This window comes from Cupriavidus sp. YAF13 (genome assembly GCF_052113425.1).
Lineage (GTDB): Bacteria > Pseudomonadota > Gammaproteobacteria > Burkholderiales > Burkholderiaceae > Cupriavidus.
In genome coordinates this window covers 98,295-120,779 of record NZ_JBFRDD010000012.1, presented here as the reverse complement: position 1 = coordinate 120,779, position 22,485 = coordinate 98,295, and the positions used below count along the sequence as shown (strand labels likewise).

General features: G+C 66.3%; 17 protein-coding genes and 2 pseudogenes. 14 read left to right on the top strand and 5 right to left on the bottom strand.

Annotation, left to right across the window (positions count from 1 at the left end):
* Positions 1-60: 60 nt before the first annotated feature.
* The 12 genes from gmd (at position 61) to AB4061_RS12710 (ending at position 16,614) form a co-directional block, all read left to right on the top strand.
* The gene (gene gmd / locus AB4061_RS12765; protein WP_441634209.1) at positions 61-1,179 is read left to right on the top strand and encodes a GDP-mannose 4,6-dehydratase; all 1,119 of its coding nucleotides are present in this window, start codon (positions 61-63) and stop codon (positions 1,177-1,179) included.
* Between the two features lie 5 nt (positions 1,180-1,184).
* A complete protein-coding gene (locus AB4061_RS12760) occupies positions 1,185-2,174 on the top strand; it encodes a GDP-L-fucose synthase family protein (protein WP_441634207.1) in 990 nt (329 codons plus the stop codon).
* Between the two features lie 19 nt (positions 2,175-2,193).
* A complete protein-coding gene (locus tag AB4061_RS12755; protein ID WP_441634205.1) occupies positions 2,194-3,369 on the top strand; it encodes a glycosyltransferase family 4 protein in 1,176 nt (391 codons plus the stop codon).
* 190 nt (positions 3,370-3,559) lie between these two features.
* Positions 3,560-4,864 carry a glycosyltransferase WbuB gene (locus AB4061_RS12750; protein WP_441634204.1) on the top strand — a complete coding sequence of 435 codons (1,305 nt, stop codon included), beginning with the start codon at positions 3,560-3,562 and terminating at the stop codon, positions 4,862-4,864.
* Positions 4,865-4,992: 128 nt separating this feature from the next.
* Positions 4,993-6,267: an acyltransferase family protein gene (locus AB4061_RS12745; RefSeq protein ID WP_441634202.1), complete on the top strand. Its 1,275-nt coding sequence runs from the start codon at positions 4,993-4,995 to the stop codon at positions 6,265-6,267.
* A gap of 13 nt (positions 6,268-6,280) precedes the next feature.
* Positions 6,281-7,795: a hypothetical protein gene (locus AB4061_RS12740; RefSeq protein ID WP_441634200.1), complete on the top strand. Its 1,515-nt coding sequence runs from the start codon at positions 6,281-6,283 to the stop codon at positions 7,793-7,795.
* Positions 7,792-9,000, top strand: a complete 1,209-nt coding sequence (locus AB4061_RS12735) for a glycosyltransferase (RefSeq protein ID WP_441634198.1) — start codon at positions 7,792-7,794, stop codon at positions 8,998-9,000. Before AB4061_RS12740 ends, AB4061_RS12735 begins: the two co-directional genes overlap by 4 nt.
* Positions 9,001-9,148: 148 nt before the next feature.
* Positions 9,149-10,891, top strand: coding sequence for an FAD-dependent oxidoreductase (locus tag AB4061_RS12730; protein WP_441634196.1), 1,743 nt, complete (start codon positions 9,149-9,151; stop codon positions 10,889-10,891).
* A 175-nt stretch (positions 10,892-11,066) separates the two neighbouring features.
* A complete protein-coding gene (locus AB4061_RS12725; protein WP_441634194.1) occupies positions 11,067-12,224 on the top strand; it encodes a polysaccharide biosynthesis/export family protein in 1,158 nt (385 codons plus the stop codon).
* 58 nt (positions 12,225-12,282) lie between these two features.
* Positions 12,283-13,068, top strand: coding sequence for a Crp/Fnr family transcriptional regulator (locus AB4061_RS12720; protein WP_441634192.1), 786 nt, complete (start codon positions 12,283-12,285; stop codon positions 13,066-13,068).
* 56 nt (positions 13,069-13,124) lie between these two features.
* Entirely contained in the window at positions 13,125-15,584 is a 2,460-nt protein-coding gene (locus tag AB4061_RS12715) for a polysaccharide biosynthesis tyrosine autokinase (protein WP_441634190.1), read from the top strand.
* 91 nt (positions 15,585-15,675) lie between these two features.
* Positions 15,676-16,614: a LysR substrate-binding domain-containing protein gene (locus AB4061_RS12710; protein WP_441634188.1), complete on the top strand. Its 939-nt coding sequence runs from the start codon at positions 15,676-15,678 to the stop codon at positions 16,612-16,614.
* 15 nt (positions 16,615-16,629) lie between these two features.
* On the opposite strand, the gene AB4061_RS12705 is transcribed toward AB4061_RS12710, so the two are convergent.
* Entirely contained in the window at positions 16,630-17,490 is an 861-nt protein-coding gene (locus AB4061_RS12705) for a transglutaminase-like domain-containing protein (RefSeq protein WP_441634186.1), read from the bottom strand.
* Between the two features lie 204 nt (positions 17,491-17,694).
* On the bottom strand, positions 17,695-18,420 hold the full coding sequence (locus AB4061_RS12700) for a response regulator (RefSeq protein WP_441634184.1): 726 nt from the start codon (positions 18,418-18,420) through the stop codon (positions 17,695-17,697).
* A 692-nt stretch (positions 18,421-19,112) separates the two neighbouring features.
* Between AB4061_RS12700 and AB4061_RS12695 the strand changes: the two genes are divergently transcribed.
* Together AB4061_RS12695 and AB4061_RS12690 are read left to right on the top strand one after the other, a co-directional pair.
* Positions 19,113-19,751 carry a response regulator gene (locus tag AB4061_RS12695; protein ID WP_441634182.1) on the top strand — a complete coding sequence of 213 codons (639 nt, stop codon included), beginning with the start codon at positions 19,113-19,115 and terminating at the stop codon, positions 19,749-19,751.
* A 104-nt stretch (positions 19,752-19,855) separates the two neighbouring features.
* Positions 19,856-20,551 carry an Hpt domain-containing protein gene (locus AB4061_RS12690; protein WP_441634180.1) on the top strand — a complete coding sequence of 232 codons (696 nt, stop codon included), beginning with the start codon at positions 19,856-19,858 and terminating at the stop codon, positions 20,549-20,551.
* An 88-nt stretch (positions 20,552-20,639) separates the two neighbouring features.
* Here AB4061_RS12690 and AB4061_RS12685 read toward each other — a convergent pair.
* From AB4061_RS12685 to AB4061_RS12675, 3 genes and pseudogenes are all read right to left on the bottom strand, one after another.
* Positions 20,640-20,940 (bottom strand): annotated as a pseudogene (locus tag AB4061_RS12685) (Tn3 family transposase); the annotation flags it as partial.
* Positions 20,939-21,145 (bottom strand): annotated as a pseudogene (locus AB4061_RS12680) (LysR family transcriptional regulator); the annotation flags it as partial. The pseudogenes AB4061_RS12680 and AB4061_RS12685, both read right to left, overlap by 2 nt.
* Positions 21,146-21,200: 55 nt before the next feature.
* Positions 21,201-22,412, bottom strand: coding sequence for an MFS transporter (locus AB4061_RS12675; RefSeq protein ID WP_441634275.1), 1,212 nt, complete (start codon positions 22,410-22,412; stop codon positions 21,201-21,203).
* Positions 22,413-22,485: the final 73 nt, after the last annotated feature.

Sequence of the window (22,485 nt, the reverse complement as noted above, 5' to 3'; positions counted from 1 at the left end):
GGGGGGCCGCTGACTCGACATCCATACCAAGCATTACCAACGCAAGGCGGGAGAACGATAATGACGCGCAAGGTTGCTCTGATCACTGGTGTTACCGGGCAGGACGGTTCCTATCTGGCTGAGTTGCTGCTCGAAAAGGGATACGACGTGCACGGCATCAAGCGCCGCACCTCCCTGTTCAATACAGACCGCATCGATCACCTTTACCGCGAGCGGCACGATCCCGACCGGCACTTCTTCCTGCACCACGGTGACCTGACGGATGCCACCAGCATGCTGCGTGTCATCCAGCAGGTCATGCCCGACGAGATCTACAACCTGGCGGCCCAGAGCCATGTGGCCGTCTCGTTCGAGGAACCCGAGTACACGGCCAATGCCGACGGCCTTGGCACGCTGCGCATCCTGGAGGCCATCCGCATCCTCGGGCTGCAGAAAAAAACACGCTTCTACCAGGCTTCCACCTCCGAGCTGTACGGGCTGGTGCAGGAGATCCCGCAGAAGGAAACCACGCCGTTCTATCCGCGCAGCCCATACGCGGTGGCCAAGCTCTATGCCTACTGGATCACGGTCAATTACCGCGAGGCCTACGGCATGTACGCCTGCAACGGCATCCTCTTCAATCATGAGTCTCCGGTGCGCGGCGAGACCTTCGTCACCCGCAAGATCACGCGGGCGATCTCGCGCATCGCGGTCGGGCTGCAGGACGAGTTCTACCTGGGCAACCTGTCCGCGCTGCGTGACTGGGGCCATGCACGCGACTACGTGGAGATGCAATGGCTGATGCTGCAGCAGGACCAGCCGGAGGACTTCGTGATCGCCAGCGGCGAGCAGTACAGCGTGCGCGAGTTCGTCCAGTGCGCCGCTGCCGAGCTCGGCGTCACCGTGCGATTCGAGGGCAGCGGCGTGGATGAGGTCGGGATCGTGGAGTCGGTCAGGGGCAAGGAAACCAAGCTCACCCCGGGCAAGGTGATCGTGCGCGTGGATCCGGCCTACTTCCGGCCCACCGAGGTGGAAACCTTGCTGGGCGACCCGTCCAAGGCCCACGCCAAGCTGGGCTGGGCACCGCGTACGCCGTTCTCCAAGCTGGTCAAGGAGATGGTCCGTGCCGACTTCCAGATCGCCCGGCGCGATGCGCTGGTGACGCTGGCCGGCTTCCAGGCGCTGGAACACCACGAGTAAGCACCATGGACAAGAACACCGTCTTCTTTATCGCAGGCCACAACGGCATGGTGGGCTCCGCGCTGGTGCGGCGGCTGCGGGCCGATGGCTACCGCAACCTGGTGACGCGGGACCGCGCCGAGCTGGACCTGACGGACCAGGGCGCGGTGCACCGCTTCTTTGCCGACGAGGGCATCGAGGTGGTGCTGCTGGCCGCGGCGCGCGTCGGCGGCATCCTTGCCAATGCCACGCGGCCGGCCAGCTTCCTGTACGAGAACCTGGTCATCGAGACCAACGTGATCCACGCCGCGTACCAGGCAGGCGTGGGGCGGCTGGTGTTTTTTGGCTCTTCCTGCATCTATCCACGCGACTGCGCGCAGCCCATCCGCGAGGAGTACCTGCTGACGGGCGCGCTGGAGCCCACCAACGAGGCCTACGCCATCGCCAAGATCGCCGGGCTGAAACTCTGCGAGGCCTACAACCGGCAGTTCGGCACACGCTATCTCTCGGTGATGCCGACCAACCTGTACGGCCCCAACGACAACTACGACCTCGCCACCAGCCACGTGCTGCCGGCGCTGATCAGCAAGGCCTGCACGGCAACCCGGCAAGGCGCCCCGAGCATGACCATCTGGGGCACAGGCAAGCCGCGACGCGAGTTCCTGCATGTGGATGACCTCGCGTCGGCCACGCTGTTCCTGCTGGAGCGCGAGGTGCCGCATGGCGTATTCAACGTTGGCACGGGGCGGGACTTGCCGATCCGCGAGCTTGCGGAGCGGATCTGCCGCATTGCCGGCTTCGAGGGCGAACTCGTGTTCGATACCTCCAAGCCTGACGGCACGCCTTGCAAGCTGCTTGATGTTTCGAAACTGGGGCAGATCGGCTGGCGGCCTGCGATCGGCCTTGATGAAGGGATTTCCGCCATCTACCAGGCGTATTCGCGGCGCATGGATGAGGGGTTGCCCAGGGTCGAGCAGGCAGGGGCAACAGCGCTCTCCGGTGCCGTTATCGAGTGACCGCAAAGAGGAGATAACAATGTCAGGCTCAGTCACGATATTCCACAACGTAGTCTGGTCGCGCCACAAGGGTGCGGTGTTCTCGGCGCTGCACAGCCAGTCTGCGGCAAGCTCGATCCATTACGACATGGTGCAGATCGCGGAGACGGAGCACTTCCGGCTCGGCTTCTCGGATGTCGACTACTCGTTTCACAACTATCCCATGCACCAGCTGTACGCCGGCTGCTATGAGGATGTGCCGCGCTGGAAGATGACGGCGCGCCTGACCTGGGAAGTGCTCAAGGCCAAGGGCGAGCTGGTGGTGCTGCCGGGCTACCACCGCCCGGAATACTGGGCGATGCTGCTGGCCTGCATCGTCACCGGCAAGCGGCGCGCGGTGTTTTGCGACTCCACCGGGCGGGACCGGCCGCGGCGCATGCTGACCTCCATTCCCAAGCGCGTGTTCTTCTCGCTGTGCCACGGCTACTTTGGCTTTGGCGAGCGCAGCCGCGAATACCTGATGTCGCTCGGCGCCAAGCCGGAGCGGATCTTCACGCCCTGCCAGGCGGCCGCCATGCCGGCCACCTACAAGCCGGAGCAAGCCCTGCAGGAGCGCCTGAAGCATCGTGCCGACGGTGCGCCGGTGATCCTGTATGTGGGCCGCCTGTCGGAAGAAAAAGGGCTGGACACCCTGCTGGAAGCCTTCGCTGGCCTGCACAAGACGATGCCCTCGGCAACGCTGCGGCTGGTCGGCACCGGGCCGATGGCCGGCACCCTGCGCCAGATGGCTACGGAGCTTGGCATTGAGGCCGCGGTATGCCAGGTCGGCAGCCTGCAGGACGAAGGCCTGTCCAGGGAGTATTACGGGGCGGCCTGCATGGTCTTGCCCAGCCATAGCGAGCCGTGGGGCCTGGTGGTCAACGAGGCGCTCGCCCACGGCTGCCCGGCGGTGGTCAGCGAGAGCTGCGGCTGCGTGCCGGAGCTGGTGCTCGAGGGCGAGACCGGGTTTGCGGTGCCGGCGCGCAGTGCCGCGGCGCTGCAGGCCGGCATGACCCGCGCGCTGGCGGCGTTCGCGGATACCCAGGCCACCGCGGAGCGTTGCCTGTCCGTGATCCGGCGCTTCGATCCGGCGAACGCCGCGTCGAATATCGCGCGCGGCTGCGCCGCGATGCTGAGCGAGCCGGAAGTGCATCAGCGAACGGGCGTGCAGACCTAGGCCAGAACCCAGGATCCGGGCCCAGCCCGCCTTTCTTCCTGCCGCGTGTCTTGACCTTGCGATGGCCCTTGCGGCCATGGCAGGGAGGGTTGCGCGCGTTCGCTGCATGTGCAGCGCTCCCCGGCCGGCTGGCCGGGAGGAAGGCGTCACGCTGTCGGAGTGACACACGCAGAACCAAATGGAGAGTCCCGTGAGAATCCTGATCTGCGGACAGAACTATGCGCCGGAGCTGACCGGCATCGGCAAATACACCGCCGAGATGGCCGAAGCGCTGGCCGCCAGCGGGCATGAGGTACGCGTGGTCTGCGCGCCGCCCTACTACCCGGGCTGGCGCGTGGGCGATGGATATTCGGCCTGGCGCTACACCCGCGAGCTGCGCGGCGGCGTCCAGGTGCATCGCGCGCCGTTATGGGTGCCCGCGCGCCCGACCGGCGCCACGCGCGTGCTGCACCTCGCCAGCTTCGCGCTTGGCGTGCTGCCGTCCTTGTTCAGGCAGGTGCTATGGCGCCCGCACGCCGTGATGGCGATCGCGCCCAACCTGATGAGCGTGCCCGCCACATGGGTGGTGGCGCGCCTGGCCGGCGCCAGGACCTGGCTGCACGTGCAGGACTATGAAGTCGACGCTGCCTTTGAGCTGGGCATGCTCAAAGGCGCAAGGCTGCGGCGCGCGGCGCTTGCCACGGAGCGCCTGCTGATGCGTGGCTTCGACGTGGTGTCCACCATCTCGGAGAAGATGGCCGAGCATGCGGTGCGCAAGGGCGTGGCCAGCACGCGCGTGTTCCGCCTGCCCAACTGGGTGGACACCACCGCCATCTACCCGCTGGAGCGGCCCAGCACCTATCGCGAGGAGCTCGGCATCCCGCCGGACCAGAAGGTGGTGCTCTATGCGGGCAACATGGGCGAGAAGCAAGGACTGGACATCCTGGTGTGCGCGGTTGCCGCACTGGCCGGCAATGCCGGCATCACCTTTGTCTTCTGCGGCAACGGCCCGGCCCGGGCCATGCTGGAAACCCACTGCGCCGGGCTGGACAACTGCCGCTTCCTGCCGCTGCAGCCCGTCGACCGGCTTAACGAGCTGTTGAACCTGGCGGACATCCATGTGCTGCCCCAGCGCGGCGATGCGGCCGACCTGGTCATGCCCTCCAAGCTGACCGGCATGTTTGCCAGCGGCCGCGCCATCGTCGCCATGGCGCTGCCGGGGACCGAGCTGTTCGCGGCGGTATCGCCGCGCGGGGTTGCGGTGCCCCCGGACGACGTCGAGGCACTGGCGGGCGCCATCAAGCGGCTCGCGGCATCGCCCGCGCTGCGTGCGGAGCTGGGGGCCGCGGCGCGCGGCTACGCCGAGGCCACGCTGTCCGCCGCCGCCGTGCTGTCCCGCTTCGACGCCAGGCTGCGCGCCTTGTGCGGCGAAGGCGCGGCCCGGCCCGCGGCGGGCGAGCCCCGCGTGGCGGAGGAACTGCCGGCCAACGTGTTGCAGCCGGAGAAGGCGGAATAGGTGGAGCAGGCGCGATGGGCGCGATGGGCAATGGGCGGAGCAGGTGGCGTAGGCCGGGCATCGCGTTCGCAACAACAAGAATGCGGGCGCAGAACCTGGCGCAAAGACAAGGACAGGGGAGGTGAGGCATGTCAGCGACACAACCAGGAGCGGCGCCAGCACAAAGCCGCGTGGCAGCGCAGCCTTACGGCACGGCGACGACAAGCCATGCCGTGGGAACATTGCCCGCGCTCACCAGCATCCGCTTCCTGGCGGCCCTGACCGTCGTGCTCTGCCACTTCACCGAGATCGGCGTGCTCAACGGCCCGGCGTGGTTCCTGCAGCTGGCGGACGGCGGCCGCCCGGCTGTCTCGCTGTTCTTCGTGCTGTCCGGCTTTGTGCTGACCTTCACCTACCGGGGCAAGATCGGCCTGCCAGGCGGCGCTGCCGCGTTCTACGCGGCGCGCTTCGCCCGGATCTACCCGGTGCTGGTGCTGTCGCTGCTGTTATCGCTGCCGGTGACGGTGTGGCTCTTGCATACGGGCGACGGCGAGCTGTTGCGCGAGTGGTATGGGCTCAAGGGGTCGTACTTGGCCATGCTGGCGGCGAGCCTCGTGGCCCAGTTGCTGGCGCTGACCGCGTGGCTGCCGTTCTCGGCGCTCAACCAGCCCTGGAACGGACCGGCCTGGAGCATCTCCTGCGAGGCCTTCTTCTACGCCTTGTTTCCGTTGCTGCTACGCCGGCTGGAAAAGCGTGGCAGCGGCGCGCTCGCGCTGCTGTGCCTGGCGCTGTGGCTGTTGCAAGGTGCCTGGATCGCGCTGCTGCTGGCGGTGCTGCCGCCGTCCCGGCATGGCTTCCTGGTGGCGCAGTTTCCGCTGACCCACCTGTTCGAGTTCGTGCTCGGTGTCTGCGCGGGCATTGCCTACGCGCGGCTGCGTGGCGCCGGCGGCAGCTGGCACACGCTGGGCATGGGCTTGGTGGCGGTGGCGGTTTGCGCGGTCGGCACGCTGGCGGTGCTGCGCCCGCTCAGTCCCGCCTTCTACCTGCAGGCGCCGTTCTTTGGCGCGCTGATCCTTGGCCTTGCCTTGCTGGAGCGGCCGGTGGCAGGCGTGCTGCACCGGCGCTGGCTGGTGTCGCTTGGCGAAGCCAGCTTCGCGCTCTACCTGATTCACGTACCGCTGGCGCGCCTGGCTTACCTGGCCGGCTGGCGCCAGCAGGCAGGCTGGCTGGCGGTGGCGCTGGCCATCTTGCTGAGCCTGGCCATCTACCGCTATGTCGAGGAGCCGATGCGCCGGCAGTTGCGGCGCCGGCTGGCGCGCCCGCGCGTAGTGTCGCCTGTGGTGCCGCCTGCGGTGCCGTCGACAGTGCCGCCCGCATCCGCGGCCCAGGCACCGGCCGTACCAGTGCAAGCCGCCAACGGATGAAGGAGGGCCTGCCATGCGCAACCGCTTCGCGACCATCTGGATATGGCTGATGCTATGCCCGCTGGCAGTGGATTTCAAAAGTGTCGATGAAAACGGCAGCCGCCTGACGCAGATCCTGCTGACCCTGCCGGTGATCGCAGCGGGCATTGCCCTGGCCTTGATCGCGCCGCGCTTTGTCACGCGCACCCGGCTGAGCTCGGTGGTCATGGCCGCATTGCTGCTGACCGTGCCGGGCAGCATCGTCCCGCAGTTGGTCCAGGGCAACGATGTCGGCAATTACCTGCGCGTGCTGTTGCCGTTCATGCTGTTCCTGATCGGCTACCTGGCCGCGCGCCATCCGTGGCCGCAAGAGCGCCTGACGCAGATCGAGTCGGCGATGTTCGCCGCCATGGTGACGTCGCTGCTGTTCAGCTTTGCCTACGGCATGGCGGTGGGGGGCGGGCTGGAGACGGTGCGGTTCCGCATTGTCTCGGTGGTTTTCCTGGCGACGCAGGGCGTGCTGCTGCACGAGTTCGTCATTGCCAGGCGCGTGACCAGGTTCACCGTGCTGCTGTTCATCGGCACCGTGACCATCGAGATGCTCAGCGTCACGCGCAGCTTGCTGGTCGGCACGGCGTTGCTGTTCTGCTTTGCCACGTGGTTGAGCGCGGCGTCGCTGCGCCATCTGCTCAAGGCGGTGCTGCGCGCGGTCGTCATCACCACGGTGCTGGTAGGCGGCACCGCGTTGATCGGCTCGGCGCTGTTCCCGAGCGTCGCCGCGCACTGGACCCAGCGGATTGCGGCGGGCAAGGCTACCGCATCCGGCATCGACCCGACGACCGCCACCCGGCTCGCCGAGCTGAAGGACCAGTATGACCAGGTCACCTCGAACGCGACCTCGCTCGTGGTCGGCAAAGGCTACGGGCATTTCTATCGCTACTCGCCCGCTTACCTGAAGGCGCTCTCCGGGCAGATGAGCGAGAAAGAGTTCTACGCCATCAACGAATGGACGGCGGGACATAACTTTTGGGTCTACCAGTTGTTCGCGGGCGGCTTGCTGTTTGGCATTGCGTTTCCCGCCATCGTGCTGTTCTCGCTCTATCGAGGCAGCATGGCCTATCGCCACTGGCGGCGCGTGGCGCCGAACGCGCCCAACCTGGCCGTGATGGGCCGCGCCTTGCTGGTGCTGGCGGCGCTGCCGGCCACGTCGATCGGCGGCAATCCGCTGGGCCCGCGCTTCTCCGGCGTGGTGTACGGCGTGGCGCTGGGCTTGCTGGTGGCCACGCATGCGCAGCTGGCGCGCTCGACGGCCGCTAGGCTCGCCGCGCAGGGCGCGGCGGCGGCCGAACGCGCGCGGCAGGCGCAACAGGCAAGACAGCGAAGGCCCAGACGAGCCCCGCTGGCGGGGGCGCCCGCGCTCGGGCCCGGGCCCTATGCGTCGATGCTGAGAACAATAGCCCATGCGCCGGCTGCCAGCGCGGCCAGCGATGACCAGCCAGAGCGCGCGCCCAAGCGTCTGCGATTTGCCCCGCAAGGAGTCGACCGATGAACATCCTTCACCTGCTTTCATCGATCGATCCCAGGCTGGGCGGACCGGTGGAATGCGTGCGCCAGGGCAGCGCCCAGCTTGTCGCGCAGGGCCATCGTGTGGAGGTGCTGTCACTCGATCCGCCGGATGCCCCCTACCTGGCCGATTTCCCCTTGCCTTTGCATGTGCTGGGCCCCGCGCGCGGCTACTACCACTACTCGCCGCGCCTGGTGCCCTGGCTGCGCGAGCATGCGCAGGAGTTCGATGCGGTCATCATCAACGGCCTGTGGCAATACCATGGCTTTGGCGCATGGCGCGCACTGCGCAAGCTGCAGGTGCCGTACTACGTCTACCCGCACGGCATGCTCGATCCCTGGTTCAAGCGCGCCTACCCGCGCAAGCACCTGAAGAAGTGGCTCTACTGGCCGTGGGCCGAGTACCGCGTACTGCGCGACGCGCGAGCCGTGTTGTTTACCGCCGAGGAAGAGCGGCGCCTGGCCGGCCAGTCCTTCTGGCTGTACCGCGCCAGGGAATCGGTCGTGAGCCTTGGCACGCAGCCGCCGCCCCCGGAGCACGACGCCGACGGCGTGGCGTTGCGCGAGCGCTTCCTGGCGGCATACCCCGAGCTGCGCGGCAAGCGCATCGTCTTGTTTCTTGGCCGCGTGCACGAGAAGAAAGGCTGCGACCTGCTGATCGACGCCTTTGCCCGCGTGGCGGCGCTGGACCCGCAGGCGCACCTCGTGATCGCGGGCCCCGATAGCGCTGGATGGGTGCCGCGGCTGCAATCGCAGGCCGCGGCGCGTGGCATCGACGCACGCGTGAGCTGGCCCGGCATGCTGCGCGCAGAGATGAAGTGGGGTGCGTTCTACGCCAGCGATGTGTTCGCGCTGCCCTCGCACCAGGAGAATTTCGGCATCGCGGTGGCCGAGGCGCTGGGTTGCGCCGTGCCCGCGCTGATCTCCGACAAGGTCAACATCTGGCGCGAGATCGAGCGCGACGGCGCGGGCCTTGCCGCGCCCGACACCGTCGAAGGATGCGAGGCGCTGCTGCGCCGCTGGCTCTCCATGGACGACGCCCAGCGCGTGCAGATGCGCGCCTGCGCCAAGGCCACGTTCAACCGGCGCTTCACCGTGGAAAGCATGGCTCGCGACCTGCTGCGCGTGCTGCAGTCCGGCGAGCCGGCGCAGGCCGTGATGGAGCCCGAGTGGCTGGGCCGGGATGCCTGATACGGGATGCGGCATGGGTCCGGCAGCGCACGCGCTTGGCCGCGGTTAGCGCAATGTTGGCGCACGCGAGCGAGGGCGCCGTACGAAGATGGAAGCGGGAAGGGTAGTGGCAATCCATTCTGAAGCCGGCCAACAGGGGGAGCAGTAGATGTTCATCGACACCAGAAAGCTCGAAGAGGACACCGTGGTGCATGCCACCGTCTGCATCATTGGCGCCGGGGTGGCTGGCATCACGCTGGCGCTGGAGATGCAGCGGCTGGGCATCGATGCCTGCTTGCTGGAGAGCGGCGGCTACAAGGCCGACGACGACACGCGCGACCTCTATCGCGGCGAGAACATCGGGCTGCCCTACACCTTCGCCGATGGCAGCCGCAGCCGCTTTCTCGGCGGCAGCAGCAATTGCTGGGGTGGCTGGTGCCGCCCGCTGGACCCGTGGGACCTGGAAAAGCGCAGCTGGGTGGCGCACAGCGGCTGGCCGTTCGGGCTCGATGAGCTCACCCCATACTACGAACGCACCCATGCGCTGCTCAAGCTCGGGCCCAACAACTTCGATCCCGCATACTGGGAGGCCGCCATCCGCCGTCCGGACGTGCGGCGCCTGCCGCTGATCGGCGAGCATGTCCGCGACACGATCTCGCAGTTCAGCCCACCGGCCCGCTTTGGCAAGCTGTACCGCGAGCCACTGGAACAGTCGCATCGCGTCAAGGTGTATCTCTATGCCAACGTGGTCGATATCGGCACCAATGCCGATGCCACGGCGGTGACGGAGGTCTCGGTCGCCACGCTCAGCGGGCGGCACGTCAAGGTGGCGGCGCGCTTGTTCGTGCTGGCCACGGGCGGCATCGAAAACGCGCGCCTGCTGCTGGCATCGAACAAGGTGCAGCCTGCCGGCCTGGGCAACGGCGCGGATCTGGTGGGCCGCTATTTCATGGACCATCCGCGGCTGATGTCCGGCAGTGTCCGCTTCAACAAGGGATGGGCGCGCAACAAGCTCTACGACATCAAGTACCACTACCAGAACGCCGCGGTGAGTGCCAACGGCACCTACGTGTCTTCGCAGTTCGCGCTCAAGCCCGCGGTGCTGGAGCGCGAAGGCCTGCTCAATGCGCGGGTGTGGTTCTTCTCGATGTTCTACGGCGAAGGCAGCAAGGGCGCGGAGGCGCTGTTCCGCACCAAGCAGGCACTGTTGAAGAAGGACCAGCCAGGCCACAGCCTCACCCGGGACCTGCTGACCATGGCCGCGCATCCGGTCGACACCGTGGGCTTCGGGCTGACCCGGCTGATGCAGCCGCGCTCGCTGATCACCGACGTCAAGATGCAGGCTATCGTGGAGGCCGATCCCGATCCGGACAGCCGGGTGACGCTGTCCGAACACCGCGACCGGCTCGGCGTGCCGCGAGTGCGCGTGCACTGGCGCGTGGGCAGCCTGGTGCAGCGTACCTTCGACCGCACCTTTGCGCTGCTGGCGCAGGAGCTGCAAAGCAGCGGCGTGGCGCAAGTCACGCTGGATCCACCCGTGGAGGGCCAGCCCTGGCCGGCCGCGCTCGAAGGCACCTGGCACCACATGGGCACCACACGCATGCATGATTCGCCAGCAATGGGAGTGGTGGACCGCAATAGCCGCGTCCACGGCATCTCGAATCTCTATGTGGCCGGCAGTTCGGTGTTCCCGACCGTCGGCGCGAATTTTCCCACCATCACCATTGCTGCGCTGGCATTGCGCCTGGGCGGGCACATCGCACGGGAGCTCGGCATGCCGTGCGCGACCTACGCGAGCGACGGCACGCCGCAGCGCAGGGCGCCTGCACGCGAGCCTGAGCAAGCGATGACGCTGGCGGGCGCAGGCATGGCGGCCGCGGCGCAGGGCCTGGTGCCCTTGCGGGAGGAGTGACTTCGGGGGCCACGCCTGGGCGCAGGCGTGCCTGCACGACTGTGGCCTAACGTACATAAAGACCAGGTATTGGCGCGAATCTTGCGGCTATCCGGGGGCGGAACCCCAGATGGATCGTTGCAGGCACAGCGCCCTCGAACGACTTGAATGCGGTTCACGACTAGGAGACGCTGCCATGGCAACCAGGATCTTTCCCGCTCTTGCATTCGTTGCCGTGCTTGGCGGATGCGCGTGGGCGCCGGGCCCGGCACTGGACTCCAGCCGCCTGCATGACGACATCGGCGCCAAGACGGGTACGGAAGCTTACCCGGTGCAACTGATCAACTCGGCGGTGATCTCCCGCCAGATTGACGCGGTTGCCACGACCAACAGCCAGGTGACGCCTGCCACGGGCGCGAACCTTGCCCAGAGCATCGCGAAGTACGAGTACCGCATCGGCCCGCAGGACCTGCTGGGCGTCACGGTGCTGTACAACCCGCAGCTGAGTTCCAGCGCGGCGAACATGCAGCCCATTCCGATCGCGCCCGGCGCCGACGGCGGGCAACAGCAGGCGCCGCTGGAGCAGAACGGGTTTCGCGTCGGCGCCAATGGCGAGGTCTACTATCCGCCCGTGGGCATGCTGCGGGTTGGCGGAAAGACCGTGGAGCAGGTGCGCAGCATGATCTCCACGGCGCTGTCCAAGGAGATCCGGGACCCACGGGTCGACGTGCGCGTGGTGTCGTACCGCAATAGCCGGATCGACGTCACGGGGTTGGTGAAGAACCCGGGATCGCTGCAAGTCACCGATGTGCCGCTCTCGATGATCAACGCCATTGCGCGCACGGGCGGCACATTGCCCGATGCCGACGTGCAGAAGGTCAGGCTGACGCGCGGCGAGAAGGTCTACGAGCTGGATCTCGATACGCTGACCGAGCGGCGCAATGGCGTTGGCGATTTCCTCTTGCAGGGCGGTGACATCATCAACGTGCCCGACCGGCTCTCCAGCCGGATCTTCGTGATGGGCGAAGTGGTCAAGCCGACCTCGCTGCTGATGAACAAGGGCCGCCTCACGCTGGCCGACGCGCTTGCCGGCGTCAACAGCATCGACATCCGCGCTGCCGACCCGCGCCAGGTCTTCGTGATCCGCGGCGCGCGCGAGAACCCGACCCAGCCAGCCGTGTACCGGCTTGACATGACACAGGTGGATGCTTTGCTGCTGTCGACGCAGTTCCGCATGGAGCCGCTCGACGTGGTGTACGTGGGCACGTCGGATGCCGTGCGCTTTAACCGGGTGCTCGAGCAGATTACGCCGACCATCCAGACCCTGTTCTTCACCAAGCAGCTGGGCAAATAAACCAGGGCTGGCGGGGCAGGCAGTTGGGCAGTTAGGGTCTTGCAGGGGGAAACACGTGATGCACAGCCAGCGATTAGCTCCGGACGTCAATCACCTCCTGCGCGGCTTGCCGCGCGGCGACTGGGAGGCCATCTCCAACCACCTCGAACTGGTGCGCCTGCGCCCCGGGCAACTGCTGACCGATTGCGGGCAGCATACCAATCATGTGTATTTCCCGACCACGGCGGTCGTCTCCATGCTGTCCTTCCTGGAGGACGCCACCACCGTCGAGATCGCCACGGTCGGCAACGAGGGCATGGTCGGCATCCCGGTGGTGACGGGGGGCAATGCCATGCCCTACCGGCTGGAGGTGCACACGCCCGGGTTCGGCTACCGGCTCGCGGCAAACAAGCTGCGGCAAGAACTGCTGCGCTCACCGGCCATCCTGCGGCTGACCCTGCTGTACGTGCAGGCATTGCTCACGCAGATCGCGCAGACCGCGGTGTGCAACCGCTATCACTCGCTTAACCAGCAGGTTTGCCGCTGGCTGCTGCTCGCCGTCGACCGCCTTTGCTCGAACGAGATCGCCATTACCCAACAGGTCATCGCCACCAAGCTGGGCGTGCGCCGCGAGGGCGTGACCGAGGCCGCCAGGAAACTGGCGAATCTCGGGCTGATCCACTACAGCCGCGGCCACATCACGGTGATCGACCGGGTCCGGCTGGAGCTGCACGTCTGCGAGTGCTACGGCCTCGTCAGGCGCGAATACGAGCGCTTGCTGTCCACCGGGGGTGACGGGCCAGCCTTGCCGGAACGGGTGGGACACGCCCGCGCGCTGGCTGTCTGTGCGCATCACGCGCACTGAGCGCGGCAAGGGCTGCGGGGCATGTAGGGCATGGAGTGCAAGCGGGGGAGCCGAGCGTGATTACCTTTACCGAAGTGGGCTTGTCTCCGGCATCCCGGCAGCCGGGTTCCCGCGTGCGCTCGGGCGCGGCCCGGGCACTGCTTGACCATGCCGGCTGGATCCTTGCCGCCATGCTGTTCAGCGCGCTGTGCGGTGCGCTGTATGCGTGGTCGCTGCCTGCCATGTACGAGGCGGACGTATTGGTGCGCCCGGAGTCTGCCAGGCGCCTTGCGCTGAATGTGCAGGGCACGGCCAGCGCGGGGCAGCCCGCCGACGAACTGCGGCCGGACGCGCTGACCAGCCGCGCGGTGCTGGCGCCGGTGGTGCGGGAAACCCGCCTCGATATCACCGCGGCCCCGCGTACGGTGCCCGTGGCCGGTGCGCTATGGGCGCGGTTTGCCGGTGGCGCGCAGCCCGGGCCGCTTTCGACATCGCTTTCGACGCCGCTAGCTGCGCCGCTGGAGAGCCTGTCCGCCTACGCCTGGGGTGGTGAGCGGATCGACCTGATCGCCCTCAACGTGCCCGACGCGCTGCTCAACCAGCCACTGACGCTGGTGGCACTGGGCGAGCAGCGCTTTCGCCTGCTGGGCGAGGACGGCGTGTTGCTGCTGACGGGCAAGGTTGGYGACATTGCGCGGGGCCATGGCGTTTCGCTCAAGCTGGCGCAGCTCACCGCGCGCGCGGGGACCGAGTTCGTGGTGATGCGCCGCGACGCCGTCACGGCTGTCGAGCTGCTGGCGCGCGGGCTCAAGCTGGAGCCGCAGCGCGGCATGGCCACGGCAACCGGGCCGAATAGCGGTACGGCTGGCGCAGCCGCCGACGCGGTGCGCATCGTCTGGCGCGACGCCGACCGGGAGCATGCCGCGGCCGTGGTCAATGCCGTGGCGCGCTCGATTGTCGATACACAGGTCGGCCATCGGCGCGAGCAGGATAACCAGCAGCTGGATTTCGTCTCCGGCGAGCTGCCACGCGTGAAGGCCGAGCTGGAGGCGGCCGAGGCGGCTCTGGCGCGCTTTCGCACGCGCGCCGGGTCCTTGCAGCCTTCCCAGGAGTCCCAGTCCTACCTCAGCGGCAGCATCGAGTACCAGCGGCAGATCTCCGGGCTACGGCTCGAGCGTGCGCGCCTGCTGCGCAATTTCATGCCGCAGAGCCAGGAAGTGCGGGCGATCGACGAGCAGATCGAGCAGTTGCGCGGCGACAGGCGCAGCATGGATAGCCGGCGCCAAGGGCTGTCCGAGGCGGAGCGCGAGTCGGGGGCGCTGAGCCGCGACGTGAAGGTGGCCGAGGACATGTACATGTCCTTGCGCCGGCAGGCGCAGCTGCTGGCGCTGGCGCAGTCGGACCAGAGCAGCGATGTGCGGCTCGTGGACCTTGCGGTGGCACCTGCGCTGCCGGTCGGGCCGAATCGGGCGCTGGTGACGGGCCTGGCGGCGTTGCTGGGCCTGTTGGCCGGCACCGGGCTGGCTGCGTGCAAGCGCCGCGCGTCCCGGGGCATGGAGAGCGCTGCCGCGATCGAGGGGAGCCTGGCGCTGCCGATGGTGGGCGAGGTCGTGTTCAGCCCCGAGCAGCTCGAGCTGGAACGCAAGAGCCTGGCGCAGCCGCGCCCCTTGCGCGCACCGGTGTTGTCCGCGTGCGAGCCGGGCCAGACGGTGCGGCTCGCACGCGGCACGGACGACGCGGCGCGGGCCAGCCTGCGCCACTGCGTGTCCACCGCCTCGGTGCGCCCGGGCGCGGCGCATGAGGACACGGTGCTGCACGACCGGTACCTGCTTGCGCGGCAGTATCCGCATGCCCCGGCCGTGGAGGGGCTGCGCACCTTGCGCGCGTCGCTGCACTTCGCCATGGACGGCGCGGCCAACCACATCGTGGCCATCACCAGCGCCTCCGTGGGGGCGGGCAAGACGTTTGGCACGGTCAACCTGGCCGTGCTGGCGGCGCAGGCCGGCATGCGCGTGCTGGTGGTCGACGCCGACCTGCGCCGCGCCCGCGTGGCCGGGCAGTTCGGCCTGGAGGGCACGCTGGGGCTGGCCGACCTGCTGGGCGGGTCCCTCACGCTGCATGATGCGATCCAGCCGACCGCGGTCGGCGGGCTGTGGCTGCTCTCGGCCGGCACGCGGCCGGCGAATCCATCCGAGCTGCTGATGCTGCCCGCCCTGCGCGAGGTGCTGCTCACGTGCGCCGCGGGCTTTGACCTGGTCCTCGTGGATACGCCCCCCATCCTCGCGGTGGCCGACGCCGCGCTGGTCAGCCGCGTTGCCGGCGCCACGCTGCTGTTCGTGCGCGCCGACAACACGCCGCAGGAGAAGGTGGTCGAGGCGCTCAAGTACCTGGACCGGGCCAACGCCAACGTGATCGGCGGCGTGCTCAATGGCTTGCAGGTGCGCCGTAGCAACCGGGAGCGCTGCGCCGAGACCAGCGACTACCTGCGCGCGAGCACGCCGGAGGATGGCACGGTGCCGGCCTGGCGCATCGGTTGACCCGCCGTCTTTGACTTTTGCCTGCGTAGCGGCCATGGGCGCGGCCGCGTGTCCGCCATCTTCTCCACCCTTTATCGACCAGAACGGCCTCATGAGAAGCACGAACGGCAGGCACCTGCCCGCGCTGTCCCACCTGGTGGCGCTAGAAGCCACCGTCAGGCTAGCCAGCGTGACCGGCGCGGCCGATGAGCTATGCCTGACGCAGAGCGCGGTCAGCAAGCAACTGACCGAGCTCGAAGAGTACCTCGGCGTGCCCATGCTGACCCGCCGCAAGGGCGCGGTCTCGCCCACCCAGGCAGGCGAGCAATATCTGCGCGCGGTCCGCAAGGTGATTGCCGAACTGGAGGAGGCCACGCTGGAGGTGCTGACAAGCAGGGGCTGCGGTGGCCGGCTCGATCTGCGCGTGCCGGTTTCGCTAGGCAATATCTGGTTGCTGCCAAGGCTGGCAGGGTTTGCCAAAGCCCATCCGCAGATCCAGGTCAACGTCACCGCCAAGGCAGGCACGGTGGATCTGCGTGCGTCCGGCCTGGACGGCGCGATCCAGGTTTGCATGGGCCCGCCTGAAGGGCATGTCGGCGTCAAGGTGATGCCACTGGCCTTGTTTCCGGTGTGCGTGCCCGAACTACTGGCGCAGGCGGAGTCCGCCCAGGCCGCGCTGGAGCACCTGCCGCTGCTGCACCAGGCGGAGGCGCTGGAGGCGTGGGCGGGCTACTTCGATGTGATCGGCATGGCGGCGCGCAGGGCCCTGCGCGGGCCGCGCTATGCCTCGCTGGCCATGGGGCTGCAGGCGGCGCTCAGCGGCATGGGGATCGCCCTGCTGCCCGATTACGTGGTGAGGGAGGACCTGATGGCCGGGAGGTTGGTGCGGTTGCTGGACGCCACTTATGTCTCGCCCAAGTCCTATTACTTTGTTTGCCTTGAGGACAAGTGGCAGAGCCCATTGATCGGGATCTTCGTGTCCTGGCTGCTGGCGGAGGCGGCGGATACGCCACCCCGGATGCCCCCGCAGAGGCCAGCCGGGAATGCATAGGCCGGCCGCCACGCCCTACCAGGTGCAGATGCCCCAGTCGGTGTGCAGCGGCATCTCCAGGCCGAGCGCCGTATCGGTGAGCGCATGGACCTGCACGAAGGGCCGCTCGGACTCGACTTTGCCGAAGATCGCCGCGAACGGGATCTCACCCGCGTCCCGTCCCGTGCCGATGCGCGGCAGGCCCGTGGGAATGGAGGTGCCGGAGGGATCGACGAGATACCACCTGCCCGACAGGAAGACTTCCACGAAGGCATGGAAATCCGGCGGCCCGAGAGCGGGATCCGCGCCGTAGTCCAGGCTGCTGGAGATGCGCGCGGGAATGCTCAGCGCCCGGCAGATGGCAATCATCAGGTGCGCGAAATCCCGGCACACGCCGATGCGCTCGACGATCGTATCCACGGCCGAGGTGCGCTCATTGGTGGACGTCGAGAGGAAACGCACGTGGTTGCGTGCCCATTCCCGGATGGCCACGATGCGTGAGTAGCCCCATGGCACCTTGCCGAACTCCCGCAGGGCGAACTCCATCAGGCGGTCGGATTCGCAGTAGCGGCTAGGCGCCAGGTAGGGCAGCACCTCGAAGGGCAGTTGCGCGATCGGCACTTCGTGCAAGGTCGAAGGATCGTCGAGGCGATGGTCGATATCGACCACGGCTTCATAGTGGATCGCCAGGTGCCCCTTGGGCGCGCGCAGGCGGATCAGCCGGTTGCATAGCATGGCATCGGTGTACTGGTCCATGCGCAGCACGGGCGGCACCGTCAGGCGCTCGGAAACAATGCTCTGGCGGGCGGTACGGGCGGCTTCGATGTTGAACAGGAAGTCAGCCTCGGCATCCAGGACCTCGTACGACAGGTCCACCGAGTATCGAAGACGGTTCATTTGATGCCCCCTTGCCCGCGCGGCATGACAGGCGCTTGCTGATGAATAGTTCGTGACAGGGCTCGACGGATCGCCACGGCAGCCGTCAAGCGGGGATGCTTGCCCGTCCATGGTCGCCGCCCCCCATGGGAAAGTCCAGTGAATCCGTTGAGAGCGCTTTGCAGGTGTCCCTTGTTCCCCCCAGCGTCAGGGCGCCCGCGCGGCCTACTGCGGGTCGCTGTTCCTTGGCCGTGGCACCAGCTTGTCCGTGGCCAGCTTGCGGGGCTGGCCGAGCAGGCCGACGGAGACGGCGTAGCTGAAGAGATCCAGGTCGCCGCGCAGCCCGAGCTTGCGCATGGCGGACACCTTCTGGGTGCTGATGGTCTTGACGCTGCGCCCGAGACTCAGGCCGATCTGGCTGACGGACATGCCCGACAGGTAGAGCCGGATCACGTCGGTCTCGCGCGGGCTGAGCGCGCTGAACCGGGAGCGCACGTCCACGTCCTGTCCGGTGCTGTCCAGCAGTTGCTGGATTGTCGGCGACAGGTAGCGCGCGCCGTCGAGCACCTGCGACAGGCCAGCCGCGATATGCGAGGCATCATCGAGCTTGCTGACCACCGACAAGCGCTCGAACCGGACCAGCCTGCCGATCTGCACGGGGTTGTCCAGCATGGTGACCACCAGGATCGACAGGGCCGGATAGCGCCGCCGCACAAACTCGATCATGTGCAGGCCATCGCCATGCGCGCCGCCTGGCATTGCGTAGTCCGTCAGCAGGATGTCGCACGGTTTTCGGCTGAGCGCCGCAAGGATTTCCGTTGAGTTCCGCGCGCTGCCGGCGATCTCTATGCCATCGAGCTGCGCCAGCAAGCCTCGCAAGCCCAGCAGCATGACGGGATGGTCGTCGGCGATGACGATGTGGGATTTGGCGTACGAGCGGTTAGCCGACATGGGCACGGATCCACGACGGCGAATGGCGCCGGCGCACGCATCGCCGGGGCCGCTCCATTGGTCCCGGCAACTGGCGTGGGCAAAGAGGGGTGACGTCGCTCATGGCAGAGTTCCTTGCGCTCCTGATTTGTGACTGCTGACTGTATCGCTGGGAACGCGAGACTGGTTTGAGAAATTTCCGCATTTCGCCGCAGGTGCGGGGGCGAGCCGGGAACTGCGCGGAAATCGTGTTCAAAGCAAGATCTTCGGGGTTCGATTCAGTGCTTTCGTTGTCTGGAGACAGATCTACTGCGGCACCGCTGCGCCGAGGCGCCGATGCTGGCGGCGTTGCCAGGCAGTCTGCGGCGCGTCATTCGCGTCTTTCTCCTCAGGCATTTCTTCCGATTGCCTAGGAAGCTTCCCAACGGAAAGCGCAAGGACGTCGCCATCCCTTGCGGGGTTTAGTGCAGAAAGTGACTCTTTGGCTGTTTTTATGGTGTTCCCAAGTGCCGAAACGACGTGCCTGCACACGATGCAACGCTGAGTTTTCCCTCCTTTGGGAAATTTCCGACGGCTGATTCGGAAGTTTCACGCCAGTTCGGGGGCAACTTCACCACATAATCCGCGCTTCACCTACTAATTGCCGGCTGTCGCCCAACGTAGGTGAGTTCGTTTTTTTTGGCAGTTTTTGGCAGTCTTGGGAGAGCGCGCGAGTGGCAACAATCCTGATCGTCGACGATCACCCCGCACTGCGCCTGGTGATCWAGGCCCAGTTGTCGCAAGTGCTTGGGGTCAGCCATATTCTGGAAGCCGACAACGGCCAGACTGCGATTGAAGCCGCGCGGCAGTTCGAGCCCGATCTTGCCATGCTGGACCTGGATATTCCCCGTATCAGCGGCCTGGACGTGATCCCGCGCCTGAAACGGATCTATCCGCCGATCCGGATCCTGGTGGTTTCAGGTCAGGACCAGGCCATCTTCGCGCCGCGGGTGCGGCAGGCGGGCGCCCAGGGCTTTGTCAGCAAGATGCAGGACATGAAGGAAATCGTGCGCTGCGTCGAGGGGGTGATGGCCGGCTACACGGTGTTTCCCGAAATGCGCTATGAGCGCGAGTTGCCGCTCTTCAACCAGCGGGCGGATGAAGAGCGGCTCGCTTTGCTCTCGGACAAGGAGATCGTCATCCTGCAGATGCTGGTCAGGGGCTTGTCCAACAAGGCGATCGGAGAGCTTTTATTTATCAGCAATAAAACAGTGAGCAGTCATAAGACCCGCATCATGGGCAAGCTGCGGGCTACCTCGCTGGTGGACCTGGTCGACTTTGCACGGCGCTGCCGCCTGACGCCTGCGCAATGAGGCCAGCCAGCAGGCGCTTATCGGCAGTGGGTTAACAATATGCAAATGTTCACAGAGGCAAATTCATGATCCGTGCGCGATTACTCAGCACTACCGAGAGTGGCGTGCAAGCGTTGCAAATCAGCGGGCTCGCGGCCGTGCTCGCGGGCCTGGGCTTTTCCGTCGAGCACGCGGACCTGGCGAGCCCGGATGCGGGGCGCGTCCAAAGCGAGCCGCCCAGGCTGGCACTGGTCTGGCTGGCTCATGACCATGCCGGCGAGCTCGCGCGCAGCGACTTTGGCCTGTCCCCGGACAGCCTGCTCTTTTCGGTGGTGCAGGCCGGCGCGGACKCGAGCGTGGTTGATGCGGCCCATGGCGCCGCCTTCGATGCCACGCTCAGCGCGCCGGTCAACGTCATCGCACTGGCGCACGCGATGGCCGAGCACGGGTTTGTCGCGGTGTCGCCTGGCGAATGCGCGGCCGTCCGCACGCTGCTCGATACGCTCGCGGGCGGTGACGAGGATATTGTCAGGGACCTGGTGGACAGCCTCGTCGAGACCAACCGCATCGATCTCGAGATGATGCGCGCGGCGCTGGCGGATGGCACCTGGCAGCGGTTCGGCAGCGGGGCGCACCGCATCAAGGGCTCGGCCAGGATCCTGGAGTGCGGGGCCCTGGTCACGCTTTGCGGCCGGCTCGAATCCGTTGCCCAGCACGGCGACCTTGCCACCGCGCAAGCCTTGCTGCCGATTCTTGCGCCAACGCTGGCGCAGCTTGACGCGTCGCTGGCGGCGCTGCGCCCGCCCCGGCTGCGCGCCTAGCCAGAACCGCTTCGCTTCATGTTGAAACAGCACTCTTAGAGACCATTTCAAAAAAAACCCCGAAGGAGGCTGTTAACTTCCTCGGCTAGCCGAGGTTGATGGCATCCGCGAGGATGCTCGTCAGCAGCAAGGTCTTGTCGCTAGCAGTCTCGCCCGTCTTCAGGTGCGTGAAATGGCGGGTGAAGCCGGTCCACGCATCGACCTCCATCAGAGAGTGCCGTAATCTTGACACGCGGCAGCATAAGCGATGTCTGATCGATCAGCGTTTGCGCTTCCATCGGGAAGGCGGCGTCGAGTGGCGAGATTTTCAGGCCAGACTCGGTGACGATCGCGTCCGGCAGCTTGTTGGCGGCGGCCAACCGGTTGACGGTTTCCAGCTTCATTTCCAGGTACATGCTCCACGAACAGTTTGCCTGCACGGGGCAGTCGCGTGCTGCGCGTGGTGCGTACAAAACGCTGCACACCAAGGTCTTCTTCCAGTTCCTTGATCGCACGGGACAACGGCGACTGCTCGATATGCAGCTTCTCGGCCGCGCGGGCGAAATGGAGTTCTTTGGCCACGGCCAGCAAACAGCGTAGATGTCGAAGCTCCATTAATAAACCTCAAACGCCGTCATGAATCCGGCGGTCTAGCCGCTAGATCAAACGCTCATCGACGCGGGCCAGACGTAAACCCATAGGCGTTCGCGCGCCAAGCGGTGAGGAAACCAATCATCAGTATCAACAGCACTACCCAAGGAAAAGATTTGGCACCTGCGGACTCAAGCAGTACCCCGCCAATAATCCCGCTGCCGGCGAACGAGAGATTGAACACTGTTACCAGCATGGATTGCGCAACGTCAGCACCGTTACCCGCTGCATCGGCCAATGCGGTTTGCAACAAAGTCGGCGCACCACTAAAGCTCAAACCCCAGATCGCCACACCAACGCATATGAATACAAGTGACGTGCTTCCCAAGCCRAATGTCAGTGAAACCAAGGCAAAAGCACCCAGTCCGGTCAGCACCAGAAGTCGCAGCCATCGGTCAACCAGAGAACCGACAAGCCATATGCCGAACATGGCAGACATGCCAAAGATGAGCAGTACGGAGTCCACATTGCCAGCTAGCCCAACCGACGCCAGGAAGGGAGCGATATAGGTGTAGAGAATGTAATGCGGAAGAATCCAAGCCATCACGACGAACAGCACAGGTCGCACGCCAGGGGTGGCAAGGACTTGCCTCATCGGCAAACGACCGTCGGCCGTCTGGCCGGGGTAGTCGGGAACCGCCCAGAAAACCCAGCCCATTAGCACCAGGGTCATTCCCGACATGATGCCAAAAACGCTGCGCCAGCCGATCATGGTTCCGAGCCAGGCGCTCAACGGTACGCCAACCGATAACGCTAAAGGGATGCCAACCATTGCCACCGCAAGCGCGCGGCCCTGCATGGACACAGGAACCATACGGCGTGCATAGGTTGCCAAGAGACTCCAGGCAAGCCCCGTGGCAAGCCCCACTGCGAACCGCGCAACCAGTGTCAGTACATAGTGCGAGGACGCCGCCGTTATCGCATTGCAAACGAGAAATGCCATCAGCACCAGCAACAGGACATGCCGCCGTTGCCATTTGCTCGTAGCCGCCGTCAACGGGATAGCGGCTATGCCCGAGCCGAGTGCGCAACTCGTCACAAGTTGCCCAGCCCAAGCCTCGGTCACATGAAATCCTTGAGCAATCTGCGGAAGCAAGCCAGCTGGCACTGTCTCGTTCGCCGTGGCAATAAAACTAGCCATCGTCAACGCCAGCAACCCTGACATGGGAAGCCGGCCTGCCGGTGCCACACACTCGATCCTCTCCACTACCGTACCGCTACTCTCGTCCATCATGCCGTCCACCTCTCGCTGTCGCCTTTCAGTCAGGGTTGCAAGGACGCAGTTTGGCTGGTACACATAGATT

Bases quoted from the DNA above. Each gene is read 5' to 3' on its own strand.
- AB4061_RS12705 (WP_441634186.1), bottom strand. From the start codon at position 17,490: ATGAACCGTCTTCGATACTCGGTGGACCTGTCGTACGAGGTCCTGGAT.
- AB4061_RS12740 (WP_441634200.1), top strand. From the start codon at position 6,281: ATGCGCAACCGCTTCGCGACCATCTGGATATGGCTGATGCTATGCCCG.
- AB4061_RS12720 (WP_441634192.1), top strand. From the start codon at position 12,283: ATGCACAGCCAGCGATTAGCTCCGGACGTCAATCACCTCCTGCGCGGC.
- gmd (WP_441634209.1), top strand. From the start codon at position 61: ATGACGCGCAAGGTTGCTCTGATCACTGGTGTTACCGGGCAGGACGGT.
- AB4061_RS12735 (WP_441634198.1), top strand. From the start codon at position 7,792: ATGAACATCCTTCACCTGCTTTCATCGATCGATCCCAGGCTGGGCGGA.
- AB4061_RS12700 (WP_441634184.1), bottom strand. From the start codon at position 18,420: ATGTCGGCTAACCGCTCGTACGCCAAATCCCACATCGTCATCGCCGAC.
- AB4061_RS12730 (WP_441634196.1), top strand. From the start codon at position 9,149: ATGTTCATCGACACCAGAAAGCTCGAAGAGGACACCGTGGTGCATGCC.
- AB4061_RS12725 (WP_441634194.1), top strand. From the start codon at position 11,067: ATGGCAACCAGGATCTTTCCCGCTCTTGCATTCGTTGCCGTGCTTGGC.
- AB4061_RS12710 (WP_441634188.1), top strand. From the start codon at position 15,676: ATGAGAAGCACGAACGGCAGGCACCTGCCCGCGCTGTCCCACCTGGTG.
- AB4061_RS12755 (WP_441634205.1), top strand. From the start codon at position 2,194: ATGTCAGGCTCAGTCACGATATTCCACAACGTAGTCTGGTCGCGCCAC.
- AB4061_RS12760 (WP_441634207.1), top strand. From the start codon at position 1,185: ATGGACAAGAACACCGTCTTCTTTATCGCAGGCCACAACGGCATGGTG.
- AB4061_RS12745 (WP_441634202.1), top strand. From the start codon at position 4,993: ATGTCAGCGACACAACCAGGAGCGGCGCCAGCACAAAGCCGCGTGGCA.